The sequence below is a fragment of the Gammaproteobacteria bacterium genome (genome assembly GCA_029881255.1).
GTDB lineage: Bacteria > Pseudomonadota > Gammaproteobacteria > S012-40 > S012-40 > JAOUMY01.
The window spans coordinates 131,444-153,625 of record JAOUMY010000003.1 but is presented as its reverse complement, the minus strand read 5'-3'; the positions used below and the strand labels follow the sequence as shown (position 1 = coordinate 153,625).

The following is a 22,182-nucleotide window of genomic DNA, read 5'->3' as shown; positions in this document are numbered from 1 at the left end:
GTGAGTGCAAAATACCGACCGGACGCGCTGGAAATTTGTACATAAGTGGCTGATATGGCAGCGGAAGCGTCAGCAGGCAAGCGTTTGCCGGTTGTTATACAGACGTGGCTATCTGCTTGAATTACAGGGGATTGCCTTTTAAGCCAGACGGCAGATTTTTGCCAAAAGTGCCAAACACCTCTCAAGTTTCGTTGTGGGTGGACGAAAAAGTGCGTGGGAGCGGTAAATATCTCCAGGAGAGATATATCCGCTGTGACTATATTACTCGAGCAGTAGGCTATCTACGCCTGTTGTTATCGGGGCTATTACAGAGGGCTATATCATGCCTCAAATTATTAATACCAATGTAATGTCATTGAACGCTCAGAAGAACTTAAACCGTTCTCAGAGTGGTCTAGCGACATCTCTCCAACGACTGTCATCTGGTCTACGTATCAACTCCGCCAAAGACGATGCCGCTGGTCTTGCGATCTCTGAGCGTTTTACTTCTCAGGTTCGTGGTCTGACGGTAGCGGCTCGTAACGCGAACGACGGTATCTCTTTGGCCCAGGTGGCAGAAGGTGCACTGCAGGAAGCAGGCTTGATTCTTCAGCGTGTGCGTGAGCTGGCAGTACAGTCAGCCAACGCCACTAACTCTGCCGGTGACCGTAAGGCACTACAACTGGAAGTAGGACAGCTCACTGCAGAATTGAATCGTATTGCCAAGACAACGGAATTTAATGGTCAGAAGATCCTGGACGGAACATTTGGAACAGCACTGTTCCAGATCGGCGCGAACGCCAATCAGACCATCGTGGCAACAACCGGTAACTTTAAGACAGACAAATATGGTGATTACCGTATTTATGGTCAGAATAACCACGTAGCGCAAGGTGCGGATCGTTTTACCGCTGCTGGTACTTTGACGATTGTTGGATCTGAGGGTACCAAAACGGTTAACTACCAGACTACTGACAACGCCGCTGATATTGCAGAGTCTGTTAACCTGGTTAGTGAAGGCACAGGGGTTAAGGCAACTGCATTAACCGAAATCGACATGGTGTTCTCATCCTCGGGTACATATCAGTTAACCCTGAATGGTGATAACACTACATCTGCGGTCACGATCAGTTTTAGTCTTGACTCAGATACGGGTATCGAGTCCCTGTCTTCTGCGGTACAGGCATTTAACGACTATCAGTCCAAGACTGGCGTTGTAGCCAAGGTGAAGGAAGACGGATCGGGTATCACCTTGACGCATTACCAGGGTGAAAATATCCAGGTAAGTGACACCACATATACCAATTCAGGTACGGTGACCTTAACCGGCGGTGCAGGTGTTCAAGGTACTGCTGAGGCGTCTACATCGGTATTGACGAATGAAGGTACGGCCTCTTCCGTAGTTGGCAGCGGTGAGATTTTCTTTGATGCTGAGAAGTCATTCTCGATCACAGACTCCAACACCAGCCATGCCTTGAATAACTCGACAGAGGCTTCTTCATTGTTGAAAGTTGCTGATCTCGACATCAGTACCGTTACAGGAAGTAACACAGCGATGTATATCGTCGACGCGGCACTGGCACAGGTCAGTAATCAGCGCGCACGTTTCGGTGCTCTTCAAAGTCGTTTCGAATCTACGATTCGTAACCTTGAAACCAGCATAGAAAACCTGAGTGCTGCACGTTCTCGTATCAGAGACGCGGACTTCGCAGTCGAGACCGCCGAGCTGACGCGCAACCAGATCCTACAGCAAGCTGGTACCGCGATGTTGGCCCAGGCCAATGCAATACCTCAGAACGTATTGAGTCTACTAGGATAAAAATAGCGTTTCCAAAACTGCAAGGCGGCCTGAGGGCCGCCTTTTTTTCGTCTTTCTGAAATAGATTTATCAGTGCTCGATTTGTGTTAGCTAGCAAATCAATTAGCTGCATTAATCTCGGCACGTAAAGAGCGAAGTGTACGGGTTAAGGTCTCCAGCTTGACTGCGCAAGGAAGGTGTTCTGAGGGTGATGTCTCGCAAAACCGTCGGCCGCATGGACGCGGCCGTCGAGCGTACATGGACGTATTTACAGCGTGTTTTGCGAGACATCACCCTCAGAACACCTGACACAGCGCGAAAGGCAAGCTGGAGACCTTAACCCGTACACTTTGCGACAACTCCGGCACTTAAAAATCCAACAAAAACCCCAAGGAAAGAATTTGCCCCCTAGAAAAACCATCAATACCCAAGAATATGCCTGGAAACTTTAATCTATTGAAATAAAAGAAAAAAACGGTGTTAGTTCGGGCGCGAAAACCTGGAAAAACTCTACGACCAATACTAATAATAGATATTAAAAAATAAGTGTAACTATATGTATTAAAGAGAAATATTAATGTGTGACGCGTGTCATATTTTACCTTTTTTCGCTCAATCGCTGCAGTTAAAGGCCGAAAACCAAGACAGGGAGCGGTGAATACCGGTAGTAGAGGTATATCCGCTGAAGTTTACCCTACGGGGCTCGGATTCTTCCTATTTATAGGGAGGAAGTTTTCGAGGTATGAATATAATTTGAGGATAGCGTCATGCCACAAATAATTAATACCAATGTGATGGCACTTAATGCGCAGAAGAACCTAAACCGTTCTCAAGGCTCATTAAGTACGTCATTGCAAAGGCTATCGTCTGGATTGCGCATCAACAGCGCTCGAGACGATGCCGCTGGTCTCGCGATATCTGAGCGGTTTACCGCCCAGGTCCGCGGTCTATCTGTTGCTACTCGAAACGCAAACGATGGTATCTCTCTGGCTCAGGTCGCAGAAGGCGCCCTGCAGGAGGCTAGTACCATCCTGCAGCGTGTTCGCGAGCTTGCAGTCCAGTCCATCAATGCAACCAACTCATCAGGTGACCGCAAGGCACTGCAACTGGAGGTTGGTCAGCTAACAGCAGAACTTAACCGTATCGCCAAGACCACAGAGTTTAATGGTCAGAAGATACTTGACGGCTCTTTCGGTACCGCACTGTTTCAAATCGGTGCCAATGCCAATCAGACCATTGTCGCCACCACTGGAAACTTCAAGACTGATAAATACGGTGATTATCGTATTTATGGTCAGAACAACCATGTAGCGCAAGGTGTGGATCGTTTTACCGCCGCTGGAACACTCACTGTCGTCGGTTCGGAAGGGACCAAAGCCGTTTCCTACGTCTCGACTGATAACGCTGCAGACATCGCAGAATCAGTTAATCTGGTTAGTGAGTCTACCGGTGTTAAAGCTACTGCCGTAACGGAAATCGATCTGGCTTTCTCCAGTTCCGGTACTTATCAGTTGACTGTCAATGGTGACAATGCAACCGCCTCGACTATCAGCTTCGACCTTTCCGCCGCTACAGGGACCGAGTCTCTGTCTGCCGCGGTACAAGCATTTAACGACTACCAGTCCAAGACCGGTGTCGTTGCCAAGGTCAAAGACGATGGCACAGGTATCACCTTAACGCATTATCAAGGTGAAAACGTTGTAGTCAGCGACACGACTTACACCAATTCCGGTACGGTTACCGTAACAGGTGGTGCTGGTGTGCAAGGAACTGCGGAAGCGTCTTCGACCGTATTGAGTAATGATGGTACAGCGTCGACGGCGGTTGGTAGTGGTGAGGTTTTCTTTGATGCAGAGAAATCATTCTCCATCACGGATTCCAATACCAGCCATGCACTTAACAACTCGACAGAAGCTTCTACCTTGCAAAAGGTAGCGGATCTAGATATCAGCACGGTAACGGGCAGTAATCTAGCGCTATCTGTCGTGGATGCTGCGCTGGCGCAAGTCAGTAGCCAGCGTGCACGTTTTGGTGCTCTACAAAGTCGTTTTGAGTCTACGATACGTAACCTCGAAACCAATGTAGAAAACCTCAGTGCCGCACGATCACGGATACGCGATGCCGACTTTGCTATCGAAACAGCTGAGTTGACACGTAACCAGATCTTGCAGCAAGCGGGTGTTGCGATGTTGGCGCAAGCCAATGCAATTCCGCAAAACGTGTTGAGTCTTTTGAGTTAACAGGTGAGGGGCGGCTCGCGCCGCCCCAACTCCTTTCAAGATGAGAGAGGTGATCGTAATGGATATACAAGACATTAAGCGATTACCGGCCCAGTTTGATACACCTCAAACCCGGGGGCAGGCTACAAATACAGCGTCTGAAGTAGAGCATGCTGATGCCCTTGCCTCAACTCGCCAAACAGAAACGCAAGCGGCTGCCAAGTCGGCACAGGAAACACCTGCGCAAGCCAACGTTTCTCCGGCACGTCAGGACGATATTGCAAAGGCAGTTGAAGCAATAAAGAGCCACACACAAAACCTGGATCGCGAACTGCAGTTTCAGATTGATTCTGATACCGGCAGAACCGTAGTGACGATCAAAGACGCAGCGACGCAAAAAGTGTTGCGCCAGATTCCATCAGAAGAAATGTTGGAAATCGCCAAGCGCCTGCAAAGCGCACAGGGCGTGATCTTCGATACCAAGGCTTGATTGGCATATCACTTGCAAATTTCTGGTAGAGGACACTATTCGCAGTGTCGTCATGAATTTCTCAATCTTGGTACGGCCATGGCCGATACTGAGAAGGTAGAGGAGAACTATTATGGCAATTTCGTCATTAGGCGTAGGCTCAGGTCTTGATATTCAAGGACTTGTAGGCCAATTGGTTGCTGCCGAAGGCAGCGCCAAGCAGTTGCGTCTGGACAGAAAGGAGACACAACTCCAGGCCAAGATCGGTGCAATGGCAACTGTAAAGAGTGCCTTGTCCAGTTTCCAGTCATCTTATTTAAGCCTCAAATTAGCCTCCTCTTACAGCAAGTTGAACGCTACCTCTACCAATGAAACACTTTTTACCGCCTCGGCAACGACCAAAGCGGCAATTGGCGCCCACTCCATTCAGGTGGAAAGTCTTTCTCAGGCACAGAGCCTGGTGGCTGCCGAAGTTGCTGATACCAGCGCGGTGGTTGGTACCGGTACATTGACCATAGATTTTGGTGAATTGACCGCTGGTCCGACCTATACACCTGATGCTTCGCGCCAGGCAACGATCAATATTACTGACGGTACATTGAATGGCATCAAAGATGCGATAAACGATGCGGATATCGGCATTACCGCTAGTGTTATCTATAATGGCAGTGGATATCAGTTAACCTTGAATTCCGAGAGCGGCGCGGCAAATAGCATGCGCATCGCGGTGAGTGGCGATTCGGATGGTAATGACACGGATGCCAACGGACTCTCTATGTTGACTTATGATCCGACTGGCACGCAGCACATGACGGAATCCTTGGCAGCTCAAGACGCTGTTGCAATCATAGACGGGGTTACCGTTAGTAGCGATACCGATACAATCTCTGGTGCCATCGAAGGCGTTACGCTTAATCTTAAAAAAGCGGAATCAGGAACCGTATCGACACTACGCATTTCCGCCAGCACGGCAACACTGGCGACACAGGTAGGAAGCTTTGTCGACGCCTTCAATGAGTTGTCCACTTTGCTAAAAGATTTGACTTACTACGATTCTGAATCCAAAGAGTCGGGCATGTTCATTGGTGATTCGGTGTTGCGTGGAATTGAAAGCCGAATTCGCGGTGTCTTGAATACCAGTGTTTCCAGTTTTTATGATCCGAGTGTGACCTATAATTCGTTTGCATCGGTCGGTATTACCACAAACGAAGATGGAACGCTTAGCTTAGACTCCTCCAAGTTGTCTACTGCGTTGTCGTCAGACCTGGATGAGGTGCGGAATCTTTTTGCCGGTGGTCTTGCCGGTACGAAAGATGGCAAACTGGCCAATAATCTGGAGTTCGGTTATACACCGCCAAATATTTCTTCAGAATACATCGCCATCGATATTACCGCAGCGGCAACCCATGGTGCGTATACCTCGGGCGTGGCGGCAGCTGGTCCGTATACCATGACAGCTTCGGATATTTTGAAGTTGAGAGTCGATGGTGGTCTGGAAATCACGATAGATAACATTATTGGTGCCGGTTTATCCGAAGCCGATATTGCAACGCAACTGCAAACGGCAATAAATAGTGCATTACAGGCGAGTAGCCAAAAGTCATCTGTCACTGTAAATTTTGACGCTGTGAGCAGTCAGTTCAGCATAACGTCTAATGAATGGGGCAGTACCTCATCAGTGGAAATTACTGACGCACAACTGCAGTATTTGAACCTGGGTTTTGCGGTTTCCGCCATACAGTCTGGCACCAATGTGCAAGGCACCATAGGCGGTGAAAGTGCGACTGGTAGCGGGCGTACTCTTACAGGTACTGGAAACCTTTTTAAAGATATGGAAGTCGACTATATCGGCGCGACGGCAACCTATAGCGACCGAGTAAAGAATATAACCGGTGTGTTCTCTGCATTGGATGATTTGCTCGACAGTTATCTGGATTCGGATGGCATAATTGCCTCGCGCAGCCAGATATTCAATGAACAGATTGATACAATTAACAGTGATCGATCAACCTTGCTAACCAGGCTGTCCGACCTGGAGAAACGTTATTTATTAAAGTTTAGTACGATGGACGCATTGGTAGCACAGCTGAATACGACGGGAACCTATCTCGAGAATCAGTTGAAGAATTTGCCAGGTCCAAAGAAGTCATAATGTAGCCAGGATGTCGTATAGAGGAGTTGTTATATGAGTTCCCCAAAAGCCCATAGTGCGATCAAAGCATACGGTAAGGTTGGCGCCCACTCGGGTACGGCCTATGCCAGCCCGCATCGGCTAATCCTGATGTTGCTTGAAGGCGCACTAGATAAAATTGCCAATGCCAAAGGGCATATGGAAAGGGGCGATATCTCACAGAAGGGAAACTTTATCAGCTGGGCTATTTCGATCGTAGGCGGACTGCGCGCAAGTCTGGATTTTGAAAAAGGTGGTGACATTGCAAGCAATCTTGAGGCGCTGTATGACTACATGGAACGGACACTGGTATTGGCCAATGCCGAAAATGATGTGCGCAAGCTCGACGAAGTTACCAGTTTGATCAATACGATTAAAGAGGCCTGGATGCAGATTGATAGCCAGCAACAGGCTCAGGCGGGACTTGCCGAGGAACAGGCCGGTGATTCACCGGGTGTGACAGGCGCAGTGTAACAGGTGGTGTCACATGGACAGTCAACAGAAACTCGATACCTTGCTTACGCTAAGCCATGAAATGCTGCAAATGGCAACCGTAGGTGAATGGGAACAAGTCGAGTCATTAGAACAACAAAGACAAAATATTCTTCCCGATTTTTCTATGGATTCGTTGAGCGAGTTTGAACAGGAGCAGATTCGGCAAAAGCTACAGCTGTTGACTGAGCTGAATGCGATTATTCTGCAAATGGGACAGCGCGCCAGAGAAACTCATCGCGCTGAAAGCCAGCGTATGGCTACGGGTAAGAAAGCCGTATCGTCTTACAGTAACAGCTTTTGATCCAAATCCAGGCCTTCAAACAACTCCCCGAGAAATTCCCGGTAGTTTTCCCAACGATTGACTGAGCGCTTATACAAAGGCTGTCTGACCTGCCAGTTACTTGCGGTGCGTACACTATTGGCGTTCTTGTCGAAATGCAGGCATTGCTCGGACCAGTCAAGTCCGCAATGGTCGATGATGCGGCGTATCTCTTCCTCGCCGTGACTTACCAGCTGTTCGTAGTTGACGCTGAGTATGCGATCGGGCAACAGGTTTTTCCAGTGTTCAAGTAGATGCTCGTGCAAACGATAAAACTGGCCGAGTGTTTTCAGGTCGCTGCTGTAATGATGGCGACGATTGAAATTCTGAAAGTAACAAGACAGACATGTGTCCAGAGGGTTGCGTGTGCAATGAATGATACGGCTTTTTGGAAATAATAAATGTATCAGTCCGACATGCAGAAAGTTTACGGGCGTTTTGTCTGTCAAAACCAGAAATCCTGGGCGGCGGCGTTCCAACTCGATAAGTACCCGATCGGATAGTTCGCGAATTTTTTCGTTGGACAATTCAGCAATACATTGTGGATAGGGTTCAGCGGCATCCACTATCTGGTCGATCTCATCGATAAAGTTACCAATTATCCCCATTTCGCCACCAGTCGTGACTTTGGGATGGGCGCCTATGATTTGTTCGACTAAGGTAGTGCCCGACCTGGGCATGCCGAGGACGAATATCAGCTCGCCAATCGCCGTATGATTGCGATTGCTGCGCGCCAGTAATTCTGCGTCGAAAACGCTTTCGATGGTGTAGACATACTTGCGATATGCCTCGATGTTGAATCCCTGGTTCTTTAAGTCATTACCTTCACGATAATGTTCGAAAGCCTGGGTATATAATTGTAAATCGTCATATATTTTTCCCAGGGCAAAGTGACAGGCGATCGCCTCGTTTTGCTTAAGATCATTCTGTTTAAGTAGATTTTCAATCTCTGTCGCAATCTCAGGGCTGCCACTAAAACGCTTGCTTTGCGCGAGATTGAAATAGGCATCGGCGAAACCTGAGTCCAGGCTAATCGCTTTTTGAAATAGCGCGCTGGCTTTGTCGTGCAAGCCTTCCTGCTGATAAATAACGCCAAGATTGTTGTAGGCAACAGAAAGCGAGGGATTGAGTTTGATCGCTTCGTAGTAGTGATGACGAGCATCTTCAAAGCGCTCAAGCTTTTGTAGTGATAGCGCCAGATTGTATCGAATATTCGCATCATTTTTCGCAAAGGAAAGTGCTTTTTCAAGCAACTGAACGGCAATATCGTGCCGATCTACCTCTTGGGCGATGAGCGCCAGATAATGTGTGGCATCGACATTATTGGGCTCTATGGCAAGCACGCGTTTGTACAACTGCTCGGCTTCCGCGAGGTTCCGTTGTTTGTGCGCCTTTACCGCTTCCTTGAGTAGAGTGTGAACGTTCACTTTCTTGCCGCCTGTTGCACTGAATTATTGCTATCCAGATTCCAATACATCTGGGGAAGTTATCGACAACTCAGCGGCAAATCTTGACCGGGCTATCGCGCCGGCTTTTAGAGAGCATTGCAGATAATACCAGCGAATAGCGCTTATAAATCGTCAGCCCTGGCATGAATGCTGACTGGAGTAGGATGGCTAGTAGTGAAATTTCAGTATTGAAAAAAGGCGGAAACAGTTGGGTACAAATGATGTGTTGAGATACTGCAAATGAACATTGCCTGGTTATCATCTGGAAACATAAGCATCGTTGATGGAAAGCCGTACTCCGATCTTGCCAGTGCGCGATATCGGATGACGATTCCCGCGATGGAGATGTCAACACGCGGTGCACAAATCGAATTACTGAATATTGATCAGAACACCACTGAGCATTCTTTTGAACAGATAAATCACGCAGATGTGGTGATCTTCGGCAAGACCTTTAACAAGGTCGCAAAGAGCTTGCTCAACCGAGTAAAAAAAGCGGGTGTATCCGTCGTTTTTGACCTGTGTGACAATCACTTTGAACGCAACAAAAGTGAGTTTTATCGTTACATGGCGCAACATGCCGATCTTATTGTGGCGTCAACGCCTGAAATGGCAAGAATTGCCGCAAAATATAGTGAAGTGCCGATTCAAGTCATTTCCGATCCGTACGAAGGTGTACGCGGCGAAGCGCTTTCTCGCATTGACGAACCCTTGAATCTTCTATGGTTCGGCAGTCATACCAATATAGACTCATTGCTATCAGTGATTCCGGAGCTGGAGACTTTTGCCCGCGATAGTCGCGTGGAACTGAGTGTAGTGACCTCGCCAATTAAGGGACTGGAAAAAGCGATACATGATTTTCATTCGCACACCACCAGCGGGCTGCGTATGACTTTTGTAAAGTGGAGTCTGGATACTATGCCCAGACAAATGCACGCCTGTCACGCCGTCATAATTCCAAGTACCGCTGATGAACGTCGTGCGGTTAAGAGTCCGAATCGGCTAATCGAATCTGCCTGGGCAGGGCGTTTCGTCGTGGCGCATCCCGTACCTGCCTATCAGCCGTTTGCACAGTGGATGTATGTGGGTGAAAGTATCACACGTGGTCTGGAAGATATGCGGGAAAATGTAGCGAACCTGTCGACGCGAATTCGCGATGCCCAGAGTTTCATTCAGGAACATCATTCACCTGCAGTGATCGCTGGGCACTGGATGAGAGTCTGTGAAGCCCTGAAAAAAAATGCCTGACGTTTTTTATAACTCGAAACAAGAGATGTCAATTATCGCCATTTGACTTTACCGATAAAGACTTTCCGATGTTGTTGCCTCGATCCTCAGCAATGTGCACCTTTTGTCCGAGTTATTCCAGTGGGATATCTCCATATCCAAGCGATTGTATCAGCGGGTCGGTGCGAACCTCATTGTAGAGTGCTGTTAGTGACGGGTTCTGAGTAAAGGCATAACGCCGTTCTTGCTTGACGTCTTTCGCCAACTCAGCGATATCAATAACCGTGTTATCCATGCCGCAAAATTGCACCAGGTCTGTTAGCGTCCCAACGGGGTTCTGCAGGAATTCTTCATAGTGTACGTCGCGCCAGTCAGCACTAGAAAATAGCCCGCGCTGTTTGTCGACCTGTTGTAAATATTCTTTCCACAGTTTTACGCCCTCATGCAGATGAAAAACCCGCGGAGATCGGTGGCGTTTGAATTCGCCAGTGGCAACCTTACCGGGATGAGCGACCAGGCTCGCTTCCATACGCTGTGCGTAGCTGAGCTCACGTTTGTGCAAGCTATAGGCGATGTCGATGGGATTGCGATAGATGTTTAACACCTTCATATCAGGGAAAATTCGTTTCCAGATGTGTAAAGTGATGCAGTTTCTCGGGTCTTTCCAGCCCCAGCTGAACGACAATTGGTGTAGATCCGGGTGTTGTGTTGCCAGATTAGGGCCTAAAAAAGCCGCAGGCGCATTTGCCCTTAATTGTGCTTGCAGTACCTCAACGAAATATTCCTCGAGCTCTTGGTTGATAAATTGAAAGTTGTACGGATTATCCCAGCTGGCATTGGCCTGCCGTAACATCCACTCATTCAGCTGGAGAAAAAAAATCGCTTCGTTGTTGCCCTCTTTATTGTATCCGACAAAGAGTCCCGCCCGCTCCAGCAAACGGGTAAGCATAGACGTGCCTGAGCGATGCATGCCGACTATGTAGATTGGTTGGTGTATGGTCATTCAGTCTTACCAGTTCGGTGGTGTAGGCTAAAGCGACGTTGGTCGTGATTCATACCGTACAAAAAATGCGCCGTTAAATGGGTCAGTGTTTGTGTCCCAGTGGAAAAAGCGCGGGCCACTCCCCTTCGGGCGACTGGCGAAGAATGTGAAAACCGGGACACCAGGGCGTGCTATCGCCGCTATACATCCAACGCCAATCCGGTGGAAAGAGAACCAAAACCTGTGCGCTGCCGCCTATTGCTGTCATCAAGTGCATATTGGTATTGCTCACGCCGATATAGTCGTCGAGTTGCGCGAGTAGTGCGATCATTCCTTCCAGATCATCGTTTAGGTCTGAAAAATCGTGAACAGGTACAGTGAGTAATTCTGCCAATGTGGAAAGTTCCTGGGTTTCCACATCACGTTGAAGAATGAGGAAGTGCGCGTCTAAGCCGTGAACCATCGCTGCGAATTTTTCCAATTCAATTTGTTTGCTGAGTACGCGTGCGTTTTCGAAGCCGGTGTTTGCCTTTCGGGCGCCTGCGCGCCAGGTCAGGCCGACGATAGGTTTGCCATCCTGGTATGGTAGTAGGCGGTGTTTGATTTGGACGATTTTGTCTGGCAACGGTTGAAATGTGATCGGCGATGGCATGTCATCTTTCGAGGTGCAGCCGGTTATCAAAGGTAAATCATCGACCATAAATGTAAAGTCATGGCCTCGCTGATCGGGGTTGTTCTCATCTTGCACCGAGTCAATAAACGGTAAACGCTCAATAATTGCGCGTAGCTTTTTATTTGGGCAGTAAGTGAGTGTTGCTCCCTGTTCGGCAAGTAGCGTGGCATAGCGCAGAAACAGAATTTCGTCTCCTATCCCTTGCGCGCGCAGCAGCAATATTTTTTTTCCGGTATATGATGCCTGTTGACCAATCGGGCTCAGGCAAATACCGTCTGGCGGAAATCGCAGGCGGTGAAAGTAGTGGTGCCAGCCTTCCTCGAACTGGCCCATAGTTAATAATGCAATTCCGAGATTGAGTGATGCATCGGCATAGGTGGGATTCAAGCGTGACGTTGCTCGATAGCATTGCGCCGCGTGAACCAGGTCTCCGCGTCGTTGCAGCAGATTCCCGAGGTTATACCAGGCCTTGAAGTTGTCGCCATCCTGTTCAATAAGGGTGCGCAATATTTGTTCAGCGCCGGAGATGTCTGATTCTGACTCGGTGATGTTGGCCAGACACAGCTTCGCTCCCACATCATTTGGGGCAAGTTGCAGCGCCTTTTCACACCACTGTCGTCCTGCGCGGTATTCATTTTTCCGCCAGGCAACTCTTCCGAGGTTGACCAAGGTAAGCGTCGATTCGGGTTTGATTGCAAGCGAACGCAGGTAATAGTCGTTTGCCTGCTCGTATTGTTCGCGCTTTTCGGCGATAACACCGAGATTGTTGAGCAGTATTTCGCTATTGTCATTCTCTTTTAGCAGGCGCTTATACAAATGTTCTGCTTCGTCCAGGCGACCTTCTTCGAGATGCAGGTTTCCCCATTGCAATAATAGGGGAAAGGCCTGAGGCGCATATCTACTGCTTTGTTCAAGGACGTTGCGTGCATCGTTAAACATGCGTTGGTGTAAGTAAAGGCTTGCTAGCTTTGCGCTCAAGTCGATGTCCTGCGGCGAGAGTGACCAGCAGATTCGAAAGTGGTGTATGGCGTTTTGTAACAAACCACCATCCAGAAAGCACTGGCCAAGCAGATAGTTGGCCTTGGCGTGCTGAGGTTCTTGCCCAACCAGCGTCTTCAGCGATTCAATCGCCTCAGCTAGGCGCTTAGTCTGTATGTAGAGTATTGAGAGATTCAGCATTGCCGCAGCGTAATTTGGGCGCAGTGCTAAGGCGTGTTTTAAATGTTGTTCAGCGAGTTCTGCACTGTTGCTGTCTTTATAGACACATCCGAGCGTGTTATGTGTTTCCGGGCTATTGTCGTGAAGCTTCACGGCTTTTTGCAGGACGGTTGCGGCCTGGTCCAGAGTCTTGCCGAAATACAAGACAGTGCCATAGAGCTGAAGCGTTTGGACGTTGCTCGGCTGTGTGCGCAACAATTTTTCACACAGGCCACGAGCCTGCTCCAGATCTCCCTGACGAAATCGGTCTACGGCCTTCTGAAACAGATCTCCGCTGGCATGGGTGTTTGGAATATGGCGCATAAACCTCAGTAGCAATTTCTCGACCAGTGAAGTGCTTGCTCGCGTTTAAAAAATGTCGCCATACGGTTAATGTGTGGTACTTTATGCCTGACGCTATCACTGAGTAAAAGGAAGGCGTAAACCCGAATGCTAAATGACAAAGTAGTTTTGGTGACCGGGGGAACCGGGTCGTTTGGTCAAAAATTCGTCGAAATCGTGACTCAGCGATTTCGTCCGCGCAAGTTAATCATCTTCAGTCGTGACGAGCTCAAACAATCGGAGATGGCGGCGCGCTTTCCCAAGTCAGAATTTCCCTATATTCGTTATTTTATTGGTGATGTGCGTGATCAGAACCGTCTTTATCGCGCCTTCGATCAAGTAGACGTGGTGATTCATGCTGCCGCCCTTAAGCAGGTTGACACCTGTGAATACAATCCCTTTGAAGCGATCAAGACCAATATCAACGGTTCCGCCAATGTTATTGAGGCTGCGCTGGACTGCAATGTCAGCACGGTGATCAATCTGAGCACAGACAAGGCCGCCAATCCCATTAATCTATACGGTGCGAGCAAGCTGTGTGCGGACAAGATGTTTGTCGCGGCGAATAATTATCGCGGTACAAAGAAAACGCGCTTTGCCGTGGTGCGATATGGCAATGTTGTCGCCAGTCGCGGTAGCGTGGTGCCCTTGTTTATGCGTCAAAAGCAAACTGGCGCGCTGACCATTACTGATCCGGAAATGACACGCTTCTGGATTAGCCTGGATGAGGCTGTTGAGTTTGTACTTGATTGTATGACAGGTATGGAAGGTGGCGAGATTTTCGTGCCCAAGATACCCAGTGTAAGAATCACCGATCTAGCTCACGCAGTTGCGCCGGAGTGTGAACTGAACGTCGTCGGTATTCGACCGGGTGAGAAATTACACGAAGTGATGGTGGCGCGTGATGACGCCCGTTACACCATTGAACTGCAAGACCGCTTTATCATATACCCCACCTATATCGATCCAAAAAATGAACGCAAGGAAAAGGCTGCCCGGAAAGGTGGCACCTGTTGTCCAAATGGATTTGAATACAGCAGCGAAAAAAACGAGGACTGGCTGGACGTCGACCAATTGCGTCGCATGATCTCTCAAATGGGGTTCTGAAAACGCCTATGTTGCCTTACGGACGTCAGACGATTGATCAGCAGGATATCGATGCCGTTGTAGAAACATTGCGCTCACCCTGGTTAACGACCGGACCGAAGGTTTCGCAGTTTGAGGATGCTATTGCAAAGTTTTGTGGTGCGGAATACGCCATCGCTGTAAGTAGTGGCACCGCCGCTTTACATTGCGCGATGGCCAGTATTGGTATTGGTCCTGGTGACGAGGTTATCGTTCCGACGATGACTTTTCTCGCTACCGCGAACTGTGTTGTGTATCAGGGAGGAACGCCGGTATTCGCGGATGTCGATGCGGACACTTTGTTGCTTGATACCGCTAGCGTTGAACAACGAATTAGCGCTCGCACTCGCGCCATTATTGCCATGGATTTCGCCGGACAAGCTTGTGACTATGACGCGCTGCGTAAAATAGCCGATAGACACAATTTGATTCTTGTTGCCGATGCCTGTCATTCACTGGGTGCAAGCTACAAAGGAAGGCCGGTGGGAACCCTGGCCGATATCACCGTTTTCAGCTTTCATCCCGTCAAGGCTATTGCCTGTGGTGAGGGTGGAATGTTGGTCACAAACAACAAATCGCTGGCAGAATTTTCGCGCCGGTTTCGCAATCATGGCATGTCGCGAGACAGTCAACAGCGCGAATTGTCGAATAACTGGTATTACGAAATGCATGCGCCGGGTTATAACTATCGTATGAGTGATATTCATGCTGCTCTTGGGCTGAGTCAGCTATCTAAACTCAAACACTTTATCGACAGACGACGAGAGATTGCACAGATCTACAATGAGGTTTTTTCCACTGTTTTCGGTATTGCGCCGCTGTCAACGGTAAGCGAGATAGGTCATGCCTGGCACCTCTATATCATAAGCATTAGCGATGGTGAACTTGATCGCGATGAACTGTTTGCGCAATTGCGCAAAGCGCAGATTGGTGTCAATGTTCACTATTTTCCGGTCCACCTGCAGCCCTTTTACAAAGAGATGTATCCAGCGGCGAATTGCGTGGTTGCGGAGCAGGTGTCTCGGCAAATTATCAGTTTGCCGATCTTTCCGGCAATGACTAATGCCGATGTGCAGCGTGTAATCGAAACGATTTTGGGACTGGTAGATAGTTTGCGGAGTCAGTGAAAACACACGATGAAAGTCGAAAGACAGTTTTCCATCGAGCCTAAAAAAAGTGGTCGCTATTCCGCTTTTCCTACCTTGATTTGCCATGGCGACAGAATCTGGATGGCGTGCCGACAGGGTGTCACGCCTTCGAAAACCCCGCATGGAGATGGTGGCAAAATCTATTTTTATTTCGGTGACGGTGGGACGGAGAATCGCTGGCAACGTGTACCCGTTTTCTTTAATCAAACACATACGCTTCCCAATGATCTTGACGCAATACTGAGTGGCCCGTTCGACGGACAGTGCGTTCTGGTTTCCAGGCATTATCGAAACAATCAGGAAAACGTTCCCTATATCAGCATTTTTGATGCTTCTCGACTCGACGAAGCTACACACGGTAAAAGTCCGCTCATTTTAAATCGTCGGCCTATCAACTCCCTGATAGATCGTCGCAACGGTGGCGTATTGGTAGCAGCGGTCTACGGGCATGTGAGGCTTATCGACACAGGAGAGTGGCTTATGTCGAGCTACGCTACAGTTGAGGGCGATATCATGCATTCGCCAGTAATACTTGGGTCGCAGGATAGAGGAAATAGTTGGTACATCAAATCAGTAATCGTTCACTCCGATGCACTCAAGAAATATCTGAATGAAAATACCTTCGTGCAGATGAGCAACGGTAAGTGGATTGCAGTGATCCGTGCCGAAGCTAAACCCAATCCGCTTTATTTTGCGATCTCTGAATCAGGTATGACTGATTGGCTACCCGTACAGGAGACCGGTCTGCACGGACACTCTCCGGTATTGATTAAAGGCGGTGACAGGCCCGTGTTACTCTACCGCGATCTCGATAATCACCAGCCTGCGATTTCAGCGGCGGAATATTGTGACGGTGTGTGGAAACGTATATGTGTATTGGCCGAGTATGAGAATTTGTATAACGGTGGCTATGCTGACGCACTCATTGCCCCCGACGGGAAATTGTTTTCTGCCGCTTACATGGATGACGACGAAGCGTTCCCATGGATAGAAGGGTTTCGTTTTGAGTTAGGGGGCTAGCTTGTCGGCTCGAAAAACTGTCGCCTTTGTGCCCGTTAGATTGAATTCAACTCGTTTGCCCGGTAAGCACTTTGAAATGATCGGGGATCACAGTCTATTGTCCTGGGTTATCAAGCGACTGAAAGATGTAAATCAGTTCGATGACATTGTTATTTGCGCTCCTAATACTAACGCCAGCCAGGTATTGAATGGATTTGCCGATGGCGAAAGCGTCAATCTTTTTTTATACGATGGCAATGAAAATGATGTTGTTGGAAGACTGGTTTCTGCTGCGAAAATCTATGAGGCAGAGATATGCGTACTTGCGAGCGGTGATTGTCCCCTGTTGAGTTCTAGCAGTATTAGTCGTCTGATCAGTGCGATAAAAAATAGTCCTGATGTTGGTATTGCGTCGTTTTCGCGCCTGAACAACAGACGTCCGATACATGAGGGCGTTCTGGTTTCCGTTTTCGAGGTGTGGAATAAAGCGGATAGACTCTCTGATACTGCGGAGCTGCGTGAACATCAGTTTCCGGCCATTTGGAAGAAGCCTGATCTTTTCCGTGACTATGGTGTGGCGCATATTGCAGATGACGCTATCTTCTATCAATTACAACACCGAATCTCTATTGATACCCCTGCGGATCTGGCCTTTCACAAGGCGCTCTATTCTGTGCTCAAGGAAAAGTCGCTGGAGTATAATCTCGCCAATGTAATAGAACTGGCCTTGTCTCATCCTGGTGTCTTGGACACTAATCGTAATGTTCGGCAAAAAAGTCTCGAAGATGTGTCGTGTACGGTCGCAATATTTTTGGGTAAAGATGCGATATCCAGTGACAATGTCAGGCGCCGTTTGAATGTATTTGTGGAGAGTTTGATCAACCAAATCGGCGTTGGGGTGGAAATTATTTCATTTGATGCGGATACGCTTGAACGAATCAAAATTGACGGAATTCAAGCTAAATTGCTGCAACCCAATCCGCAGACATTGAAGGTATTGTTATCACCGTATCGCTATGTTGGTGTGTTTGGTGAAAATTCTGACCAGCGCTTAGTTACCGGTGGGAGCGAAGACGGAAAGATAGTTAAATGCGAAGACCTGCAGAATTTGGATTTTACATAGTGTTGAATATGCGCTCTCATCGAAGCGCCGCAAAGGCTTAGAGAGCGCTTTGTCGATGACAAAGAACAGTAATACGTGATAGGAACAAAATATGAGCACAAGTTGGTATGACGAAGTTTTACAAAACCAAAAAACCTATGTGATCGCCGAGATAGGCTCAAACTTTGGTGGCGATCTTTCGCTAGCCAGGGACTATGTGCACGCGTGTGCGAAGTCCGGCGCAGACGCGGTGAAGTTTCAATCCTGGAATACCTCAACGCTACAAAATGGAATTGATCAGAAAACAGGACAACCATCGGCGGCAATTCCCGTGCTCCAAAAATACGAGTTGCCAATTGAGTGGCATGTGCAACTCAAACAGGAGTGCGACACTGTCGGCGTAGACTTTTTATCGACCCCGTTTGATCTGGATCGCGCCGATTTACTGAATGAAATAGGATGTCGGGCAATCAAGATTGCCTCCGGCGATCTGACGTATACACAATTGCTACGCAGAGTTGGTCGCATGGGTTTGCCCGTTATCTTATCGACCGGGATGTCAGATTATGCAGAGATAGAAGCTGCCTTGGACGCATTAGGCGATGCAAGAAAAAATACAATACTATTGCATTGTGTTGGCGCCTATCCACCAGATATTAGCGACGCCAATCTTCGTGCGATACCCAATATGGCGAACTTTTTCAATTTGCCTATCGGGTTTTCCGATCACTATCCGGGAGATGCAACAGCGATAGGGGCAGTCGCCTTAGGAGCGCGTGTGATTGAGAAACACGTTACTTTTTCGAGAGACGCCGGTCACCCAGACAGTCCTTTTGCAATGGAAATGAATGAATTTTCACAAATGATTGCACGGATTCGCGAAATTGAAAGTGCTCTCGGTAACGGCGAAAAACGTTGCATGCGCACTGAGCAGGGAGGACGAATAGGCGGGCGTCGTTCATTGTACTGGAGGCGAAGCATGGAAGAAGGATGTTCGGTAAGCGAGCTGGATATGGCGGCCCTTCGTCCAGCAGAAGGGCAATTTGAACCACGGCATATGGAGTCTCTGGTTGGGAAAAAGCTTGTCCGACCAGTATTGGCGGGCCAACTGGTTAACTATGCTGACTTCGTCAATGAATGAAGACCTCATTATCTATACACATGCATCTAAGCAGTTCGGATACGGGCATTTACATAGATCGTTTGCGCTGGCTGAGCAGGCCCGGAAACAGGGAATACGGGCAACTGTTGCGCCAGTCGATGTTGAGACCACCCATATCATGAGTGCGTTTGGTATAGCATTGCCTGATCCATTCGCATCAGAGACCGTGGCTTATATTATTCGCGACGTGCCTGTTGGTAGTCCGCTTGAAGTGGTCGAAAAAGATATGGCGGAAGGAAAAGTCGTTCTGCTTATGGATGACAGCGGTCCGGCCAGAACAAAGGCAAACATCGTGTCTGACGCTATGATGACATCAGATAGAATCGCCGCATTAGCACACAGTGATAACGTTCGTTATCTTTACGGTTTTGATTACTGTGTATTGAAATCTGATGTGCTGAATTATCAAGCCAAGGCAAGTCCGGGTCTAGGGAAGTACACCACGATTGTTTTTGCGCTTGGTGGCGGTTTCAGCGAAGACTATCTTTCCAGTTTTCTAGGAGCTTTAAATAAAATTCAGTTTGACGGGAAAATCGAAATATTGCTGACGGATCCTAGTCAAAAAACGGCAGCGCTGCAACAATACGCAGGCAATTTACAGGCTACCATTCATGTTGGCATTAGCGAGGTTGGAAGAGTTCTTTCGTCTGCCGATATTGTGGTAACCAAGATAGGCGTGAGCATGCTAGAGGCGTTTGCCGTCGGGCTTGGGTGTTTCCTGATCGAGCCGACAGACGCACATCACCTCGTTGGTGTATCGCTAATGAAGGCCTACGATAATTGGCCTGCGATCGAGACAGGCATATATACATCGTCATCAGTCGATGAATTAGCCACACAGTTGATCGCGCTTGTTCAAAACCGTACACAGCTTACATCGTTCGGAAGCGCTGCAACGACATTGGTCGATGGTAGCGGCGGAGAGCGACTGATTAATGCCTTGCTCGAGACCTAGTATGGAAAGCAGAAGCTGTCCAGTTTGCCATTCATCGTCATTTGAGTCGATTTGGTCCAATACAGGTTTGTCCGTCGGAGCTTGCCAGAATTGTGGTCACATCTATTCGCTTATCGAATCAGAGGTGCGGGCGGATTATAGCGAATACTCGCAAAGCTATGATGAGGCATTTCTGTTAAGAGATGACAACGTCATCAATCAACTGGCAAAATCCAGGCTGGAATATGTGAAGGCATTTACGCCAGGGGAAATGCTGGAGATTGGTTGTGCCTACGGCCACTTTCTGCATTTGATGGCTAAACACTCGTGGCGTGTCAGGGGAGTTGAACCGTCAGTGGTTCAATCGCGTTTTGCGCGCCAGCATTTTGATCTGGAAGTGGAAAATGCCTTATTTCACGAAGCGCATGTCGAGAATAACAGTCTAGACCTGATTGCGGCATTCCATGTCCTGGAACACCTTGAGCATCCGCTAGACTTTCTAATACAACTGCGTAGCAAGTTAAAACCGGGTGGCCACGTAATTATTGCTGTACCCAATGTTTTGACGTTGCCTCACGATTTTACTGAATTCTACTATATCGCCAAAGGCTGGCATCGCCATACCTTTCATCCCGATCATGTTAAATTCCTGCTAAGACGTGCGGGCCTAATGCCTGTATTTAGCACAAATGAGCCAACAACAACGATGTCACCCAGTAGCTACCTGATCGTCGCCAATAAGATTGAACAATTTGATGATGATAATATTCCCCATACGAACAGCGAAGACTACATTCGTAATTTTTTTCATAGCATGGCGGCGTATAAATTGAAGTTACGCGATTTACTAAAACAATGGCATGAGCAAGAAAAAATAGTGACGATCTATGGTGGCGGCTTGCATACCAGGGCCGTGATTGAACTTTGTGAAATCGGAGCTAGAGTAATAGACGGGGTCATCGACGACGATCTCGGCAAGCAAGGACAGCAAATCGCGGATTTTCACATTTTCCATAGTGACGACGCTAGAGTCGCTTTGGCAGATGTGTTTTTGGTCTCTAGCCTTTCTGCTGAGGATACTATGCTCAGGAAGCTCAAAACCAGATTTCCTGATAAACTGGCCTACGGGCTTTATAGAGATATTTTTCCGGAAGGAATGCATAGATGAATTCACCCGAATCATGGGTAATTATTATTGGCGCGAGCGATCTGGTTTTTCCTGCGTACGTCCACGCCAGAGAAGATCTCGGGCATGGAATCATCGCATTTGACATGGATGTGAATGCGCCCGGAATGCGGTATGCGGACATCGCCGTCGAAGTGAGTACGAAGGATGTGGACAAGACTGTCGAACAGGCCAGGGAGCTTGCCTCTCGTCACCACATAGCTGGCGTGTTTACCTGTGGCGCCGATGTTGAGATTACCGTTGCTGCGATTGCAGAAGAATTGAAACTTCCCGGCATACCGCTTTCAGTAGCACGTGACTGTAATGACAAGATTCGTATGCACCAGTGTTTGGACGCATTGGATTTTCACGCAAAGGCGCGGTATCGCGTTATCAATTCTGCAGAAGAGCTAGACGAAGCGATAGCATTCGTTGGTCTCCCTTGCGTGATCAAACCTGTATCCAACTGCGCTTCAAGAGGCGTTCAACGTATAGATGCTGCACATGAGTTGCGCGATGCCTTTCATCTGGCTCGTCAATTCAATCTGGGTGATGATAAGCAGGTTATTGTCGAGCAATGTCTGGAAGGTAGCAAACACACGGTTGAAATGATTGCATACGACGAAAATCGCCAACTATTGTCCATTATTGACACTCATTACATCTCTCCGCGTTGGCCTTGTGAAACAAAGCTTACGACGACACTGTTGTCGGAACAGAAGCAACGGGAATGCTTTGAGTTTGCAAAAAACGTTGCCGGGTTGATAGGGATAGACTTTGGCGCGCACAAAGTGGATATCAATATAGACAGAGATGGCAGCATTTCATTAATAGAACTGACAGCCAGGCTTTCTGGAGGTTTTCACTGTCAATATGCCTCGCCCCTCGCGTATGGATCACGTGATATTTTGGCGGCGCTAAAATTAGCAGTTGGCATGCCTTTGGATATGGATGATATCGCGCACCGTTGGAATAAGGGGGCGGTTGTGATGTCTGTGTTTCCTGAGCCCGGCGTAATCACTAAGATTGACGGCGTTGATCTTGCGAGAAGTCAACCAGGCGTGGCTGAAGTGTTTGTTATAAGGAAGCTTGGGGACAGAATCGGGCCTTACTATAATTCTGCAGACAGAGTGGCGTTTGTGATCGCCGAGGGAGATAGCGTGGAACTCGCGGAAAAAAATGCGCTGCGCGGCGTGAATTTAATTGGCATTGAAACTCGAACGACTTGA

Annotated in this window: 18 protein-coding genes; 15 read left to right on the top strand and 3 right to left on the bottom strand. The window is 48.3% G+C overall.

The features are described from left to right. Positions 1-322 precede the first annotated feature (322 nt). The 6 genes from OEZ43_08070 (at position 323) to fliT (ending at position 7,431) form a co-directional block, all read left to right on the top strand. Entirely contained in the window at positions 323-1,798 is a 1,476-nt protein-coding gene (locus OEZ43_08070; protein MDH5545532.1) for a flagellin, read from the top strand. A gap of 746 nt (positions 1,799-2,544) precedes the next feature. Further along, positions 2,545-4,017: a flagellin gene (locus tag OEZ43_08065; GenBank protein ID MDH5545531.1), complete on the top strand. Its 1,473-nt coding sequence runs from the start codon at positions 2,545-2,547 to the stop codon at positions 4,015-4,017. A gap of 58 nt (positions 4,018-4,075) precedes the next feature. Continuing rightward, entirely contained in the window at positions 4,076-4,486 is a 411-nt protein-coding gene (locus OEZ43_08060) for a flagellar protein FlaG (protein MDH5545530.1), read from the top strand. Between the two features lie 112 nt (positions 4,487-4,598). Further along, positions 4,599-6,617: a flagellar filament capping protein FliD gene (gene fliD / locus OEZ43_08055; GenBank protein MDH5545529.1), complete on the top strand. Its 2,019-nt coding sequence runs from the start codon at positions 4,599-4,601 to the stop codon at positions 6,615-6,617. 33 nt (positions 6,618-6,650) lie between these two features. Beyond that, positions 6,651-7,109, top strand: coding sequence for a flagellar export chaperone FliS (fliS, locus tag OEZ43_08050; protein MDH5545528.1), 459 nt, complete (start codon positions 6,651-6,653; stop codon positions 7,107-7,109). Positions 7,110-7,122: 13 nt separating this feature from the next. Next, positions 7,123-7,431 (top strand): flagellar protein FliT, encoded by a 309-nt coding sequence (gene fliT / locus OEZ43_08045; protein ID MDH5545527.1) that lies wholly within the window; start codon positions 7,123-7,125, stop codon positions 7,429-7,431. Here the strand turns inward: fliT and OEZ43_08040 are convergent. Next, positions 7,413-8,876: a sulfotransferase gene (locus tag OEZ43_08040; GenBank protein MDH5545526.1), complete on the bottom strand. Its 1,464-nt coding sequence runs from the start codon at positions 8,874-8,876 to the stop codon at positions 7,413-7,415. The genes fliT and OEZ43_08040 overlap by 19 nt on opposite strands. Before the next feature lie 261 nt (positions 8,877-9,137). Between OEZ43_08040 and OEZ43_08035 the strand changes: the two genes are divergently transcribed. Then, positions 9,138-10,145 (top strand): hypothetical protein, encoded by a 1,008-nt coding sequence (locus OEZ43_08035; protein MDH5545525.1) that lies wholly within the window; start codon positions 9,138-9,140, stop codon positions 10,143-10,145. Between the two features lie 112 nt (positions 10,146-10,257). Here the strand turns inward: OEZ43_08035 and OEZ43_08030 are convergent, their stop codons facing one another. Together OEZ43_08030 and OEZ43_08025 are read right to left on the bottom strand one after the other, a co-directional pair. Next, positions 10,258-11,127, bottom strand: a complete 870-nt coding sequence (locus OEZ43_08030) for a sulfotransferase (protein MDH5545524.1) — start codon at positions 11,125-11,127, stop codon at positions 10,258-10,260. Between the two features lie 82 nt (positions 11,128-11,209). Next, on the bottom strand, positions 11,210-13,300 hold the full coding sequence (locus OEZ43_08025) for a tetratricopeptide repeat protein (protein MDH5545523.1): 2,091 nt from the start codon (positions 13,298-13,300) through the stop codon (positions 11,210-11,212). Between the two features lie 126 nt (positions 13,301-13,426). Between OEZ43_08025 and pseB the strand changes: the two genes are divergently transcribed. The 8 genes from pseB (at position 13,427) to OEZ43_07985 (ending at position 22,182) form a co-directional block, all read left to right on the top strand. Next, positions 13,427-14,425, top strand: a complete 999-nt coding sequence (gene pseB, locus OEZ43_08020; GenBank protein ID MDH5545522.1) for a UDP-N-acetylglucosamine 4,6-dehydratase (inverting) — start codon at positions 13,427-13,429, stop codon at positions 14,423-14,425. An 8-nt stretch (positions 14,426-14,433) separates the two neighbouring features. Then, the gene (pseC, locus tag OEZ43_08015; protein ID MDH5545521.1) at positions 14,434-15,570 is read left to right on the top strand and encodes a UDP-4-amino-4,6-dideoxy-N-acetyl-beta-L-altrosamine transaminase; all 1,137 of its coding nucleotides are present in this window, start codon (positions 14,434-14,436) and stop codon (positions 15,568-15,570) included. Between the two features lie 9 nt (positions 15,571-15,579). Then, positions 15,580-16,611 carry a glycoside hydrolase gene (locus OEZ43_08010; GenBank protein ID MDH5545520.1) on the top strand — a complete coding sequence of 344 codons (1,032 nt, stop codon included), beginning with the start codon at positions 15,580-15,582 and terminating at the stop codon, positions 16,609-16,611. A gap of 1 nt (position 16,612) precedes the next feature. After that, positions 16,613-17,713, top strand: coding sequence for an NTP transferase domain-containing protein (locus OEZ43_08005; GenBank protein ID MDH5545519.1), 1,101 nt, complete (start codon positions 16,613-16,615; stop codon positions 17,711-17,713). A gap of 91 nt (positions 17,714-17,804) precedes the next feature. After that, the gene (locus OEZ43_08000; GenBank protein MDH5545518.1) at positions 17,805-18,833 is read left to right on the top strand and encodes an N-acetylneuraminate synthase family protein; all 1,029 of its coding nucleotides are present in this window, start codon (positions 17,805-17,807) and stop codon (positions 18,831-18,833) included. Then, on the top strand, positions 18,811-19,809 hold the full coding sequence (locus OEZ43_07995; protein ID MDH5545517.1) for a hypothetical protein: 999 nt from the start codon (positions 18,811-18,813) through the stop codon (positions 19,807-19,809). Before OEZ43_08000 ends, OEZ43_07995 begins: the two co-directional genes overlap by 23 nt. Position 19,810: 1 nt before the next feature. Next, positions 19,811-20,956, top strand: a complete 1,146-nt coding sequence (locus tag OEZ43_07990; protein MDH5545516.1) for a methyltransferase domain-containing protein — start codon at positions 19,811-19,813, stop codon at positions 20,954-20,956. Further along, the gene (locus tag OEZ43_07985) at positions 20,953-22,182 is read left to right on the top strand and encodes an ATP-grasp domain-containing protein (protein MDH5545515.1); all 1,230 of its coding nucleotides are present in this window, start codon (positions 20,953-20,955) and stop codon (positions 22,180-22,182) included. Before OEZ43_07990 ends, OEZ43_07985 begins: the two co-directional genes overlap by 4 nt.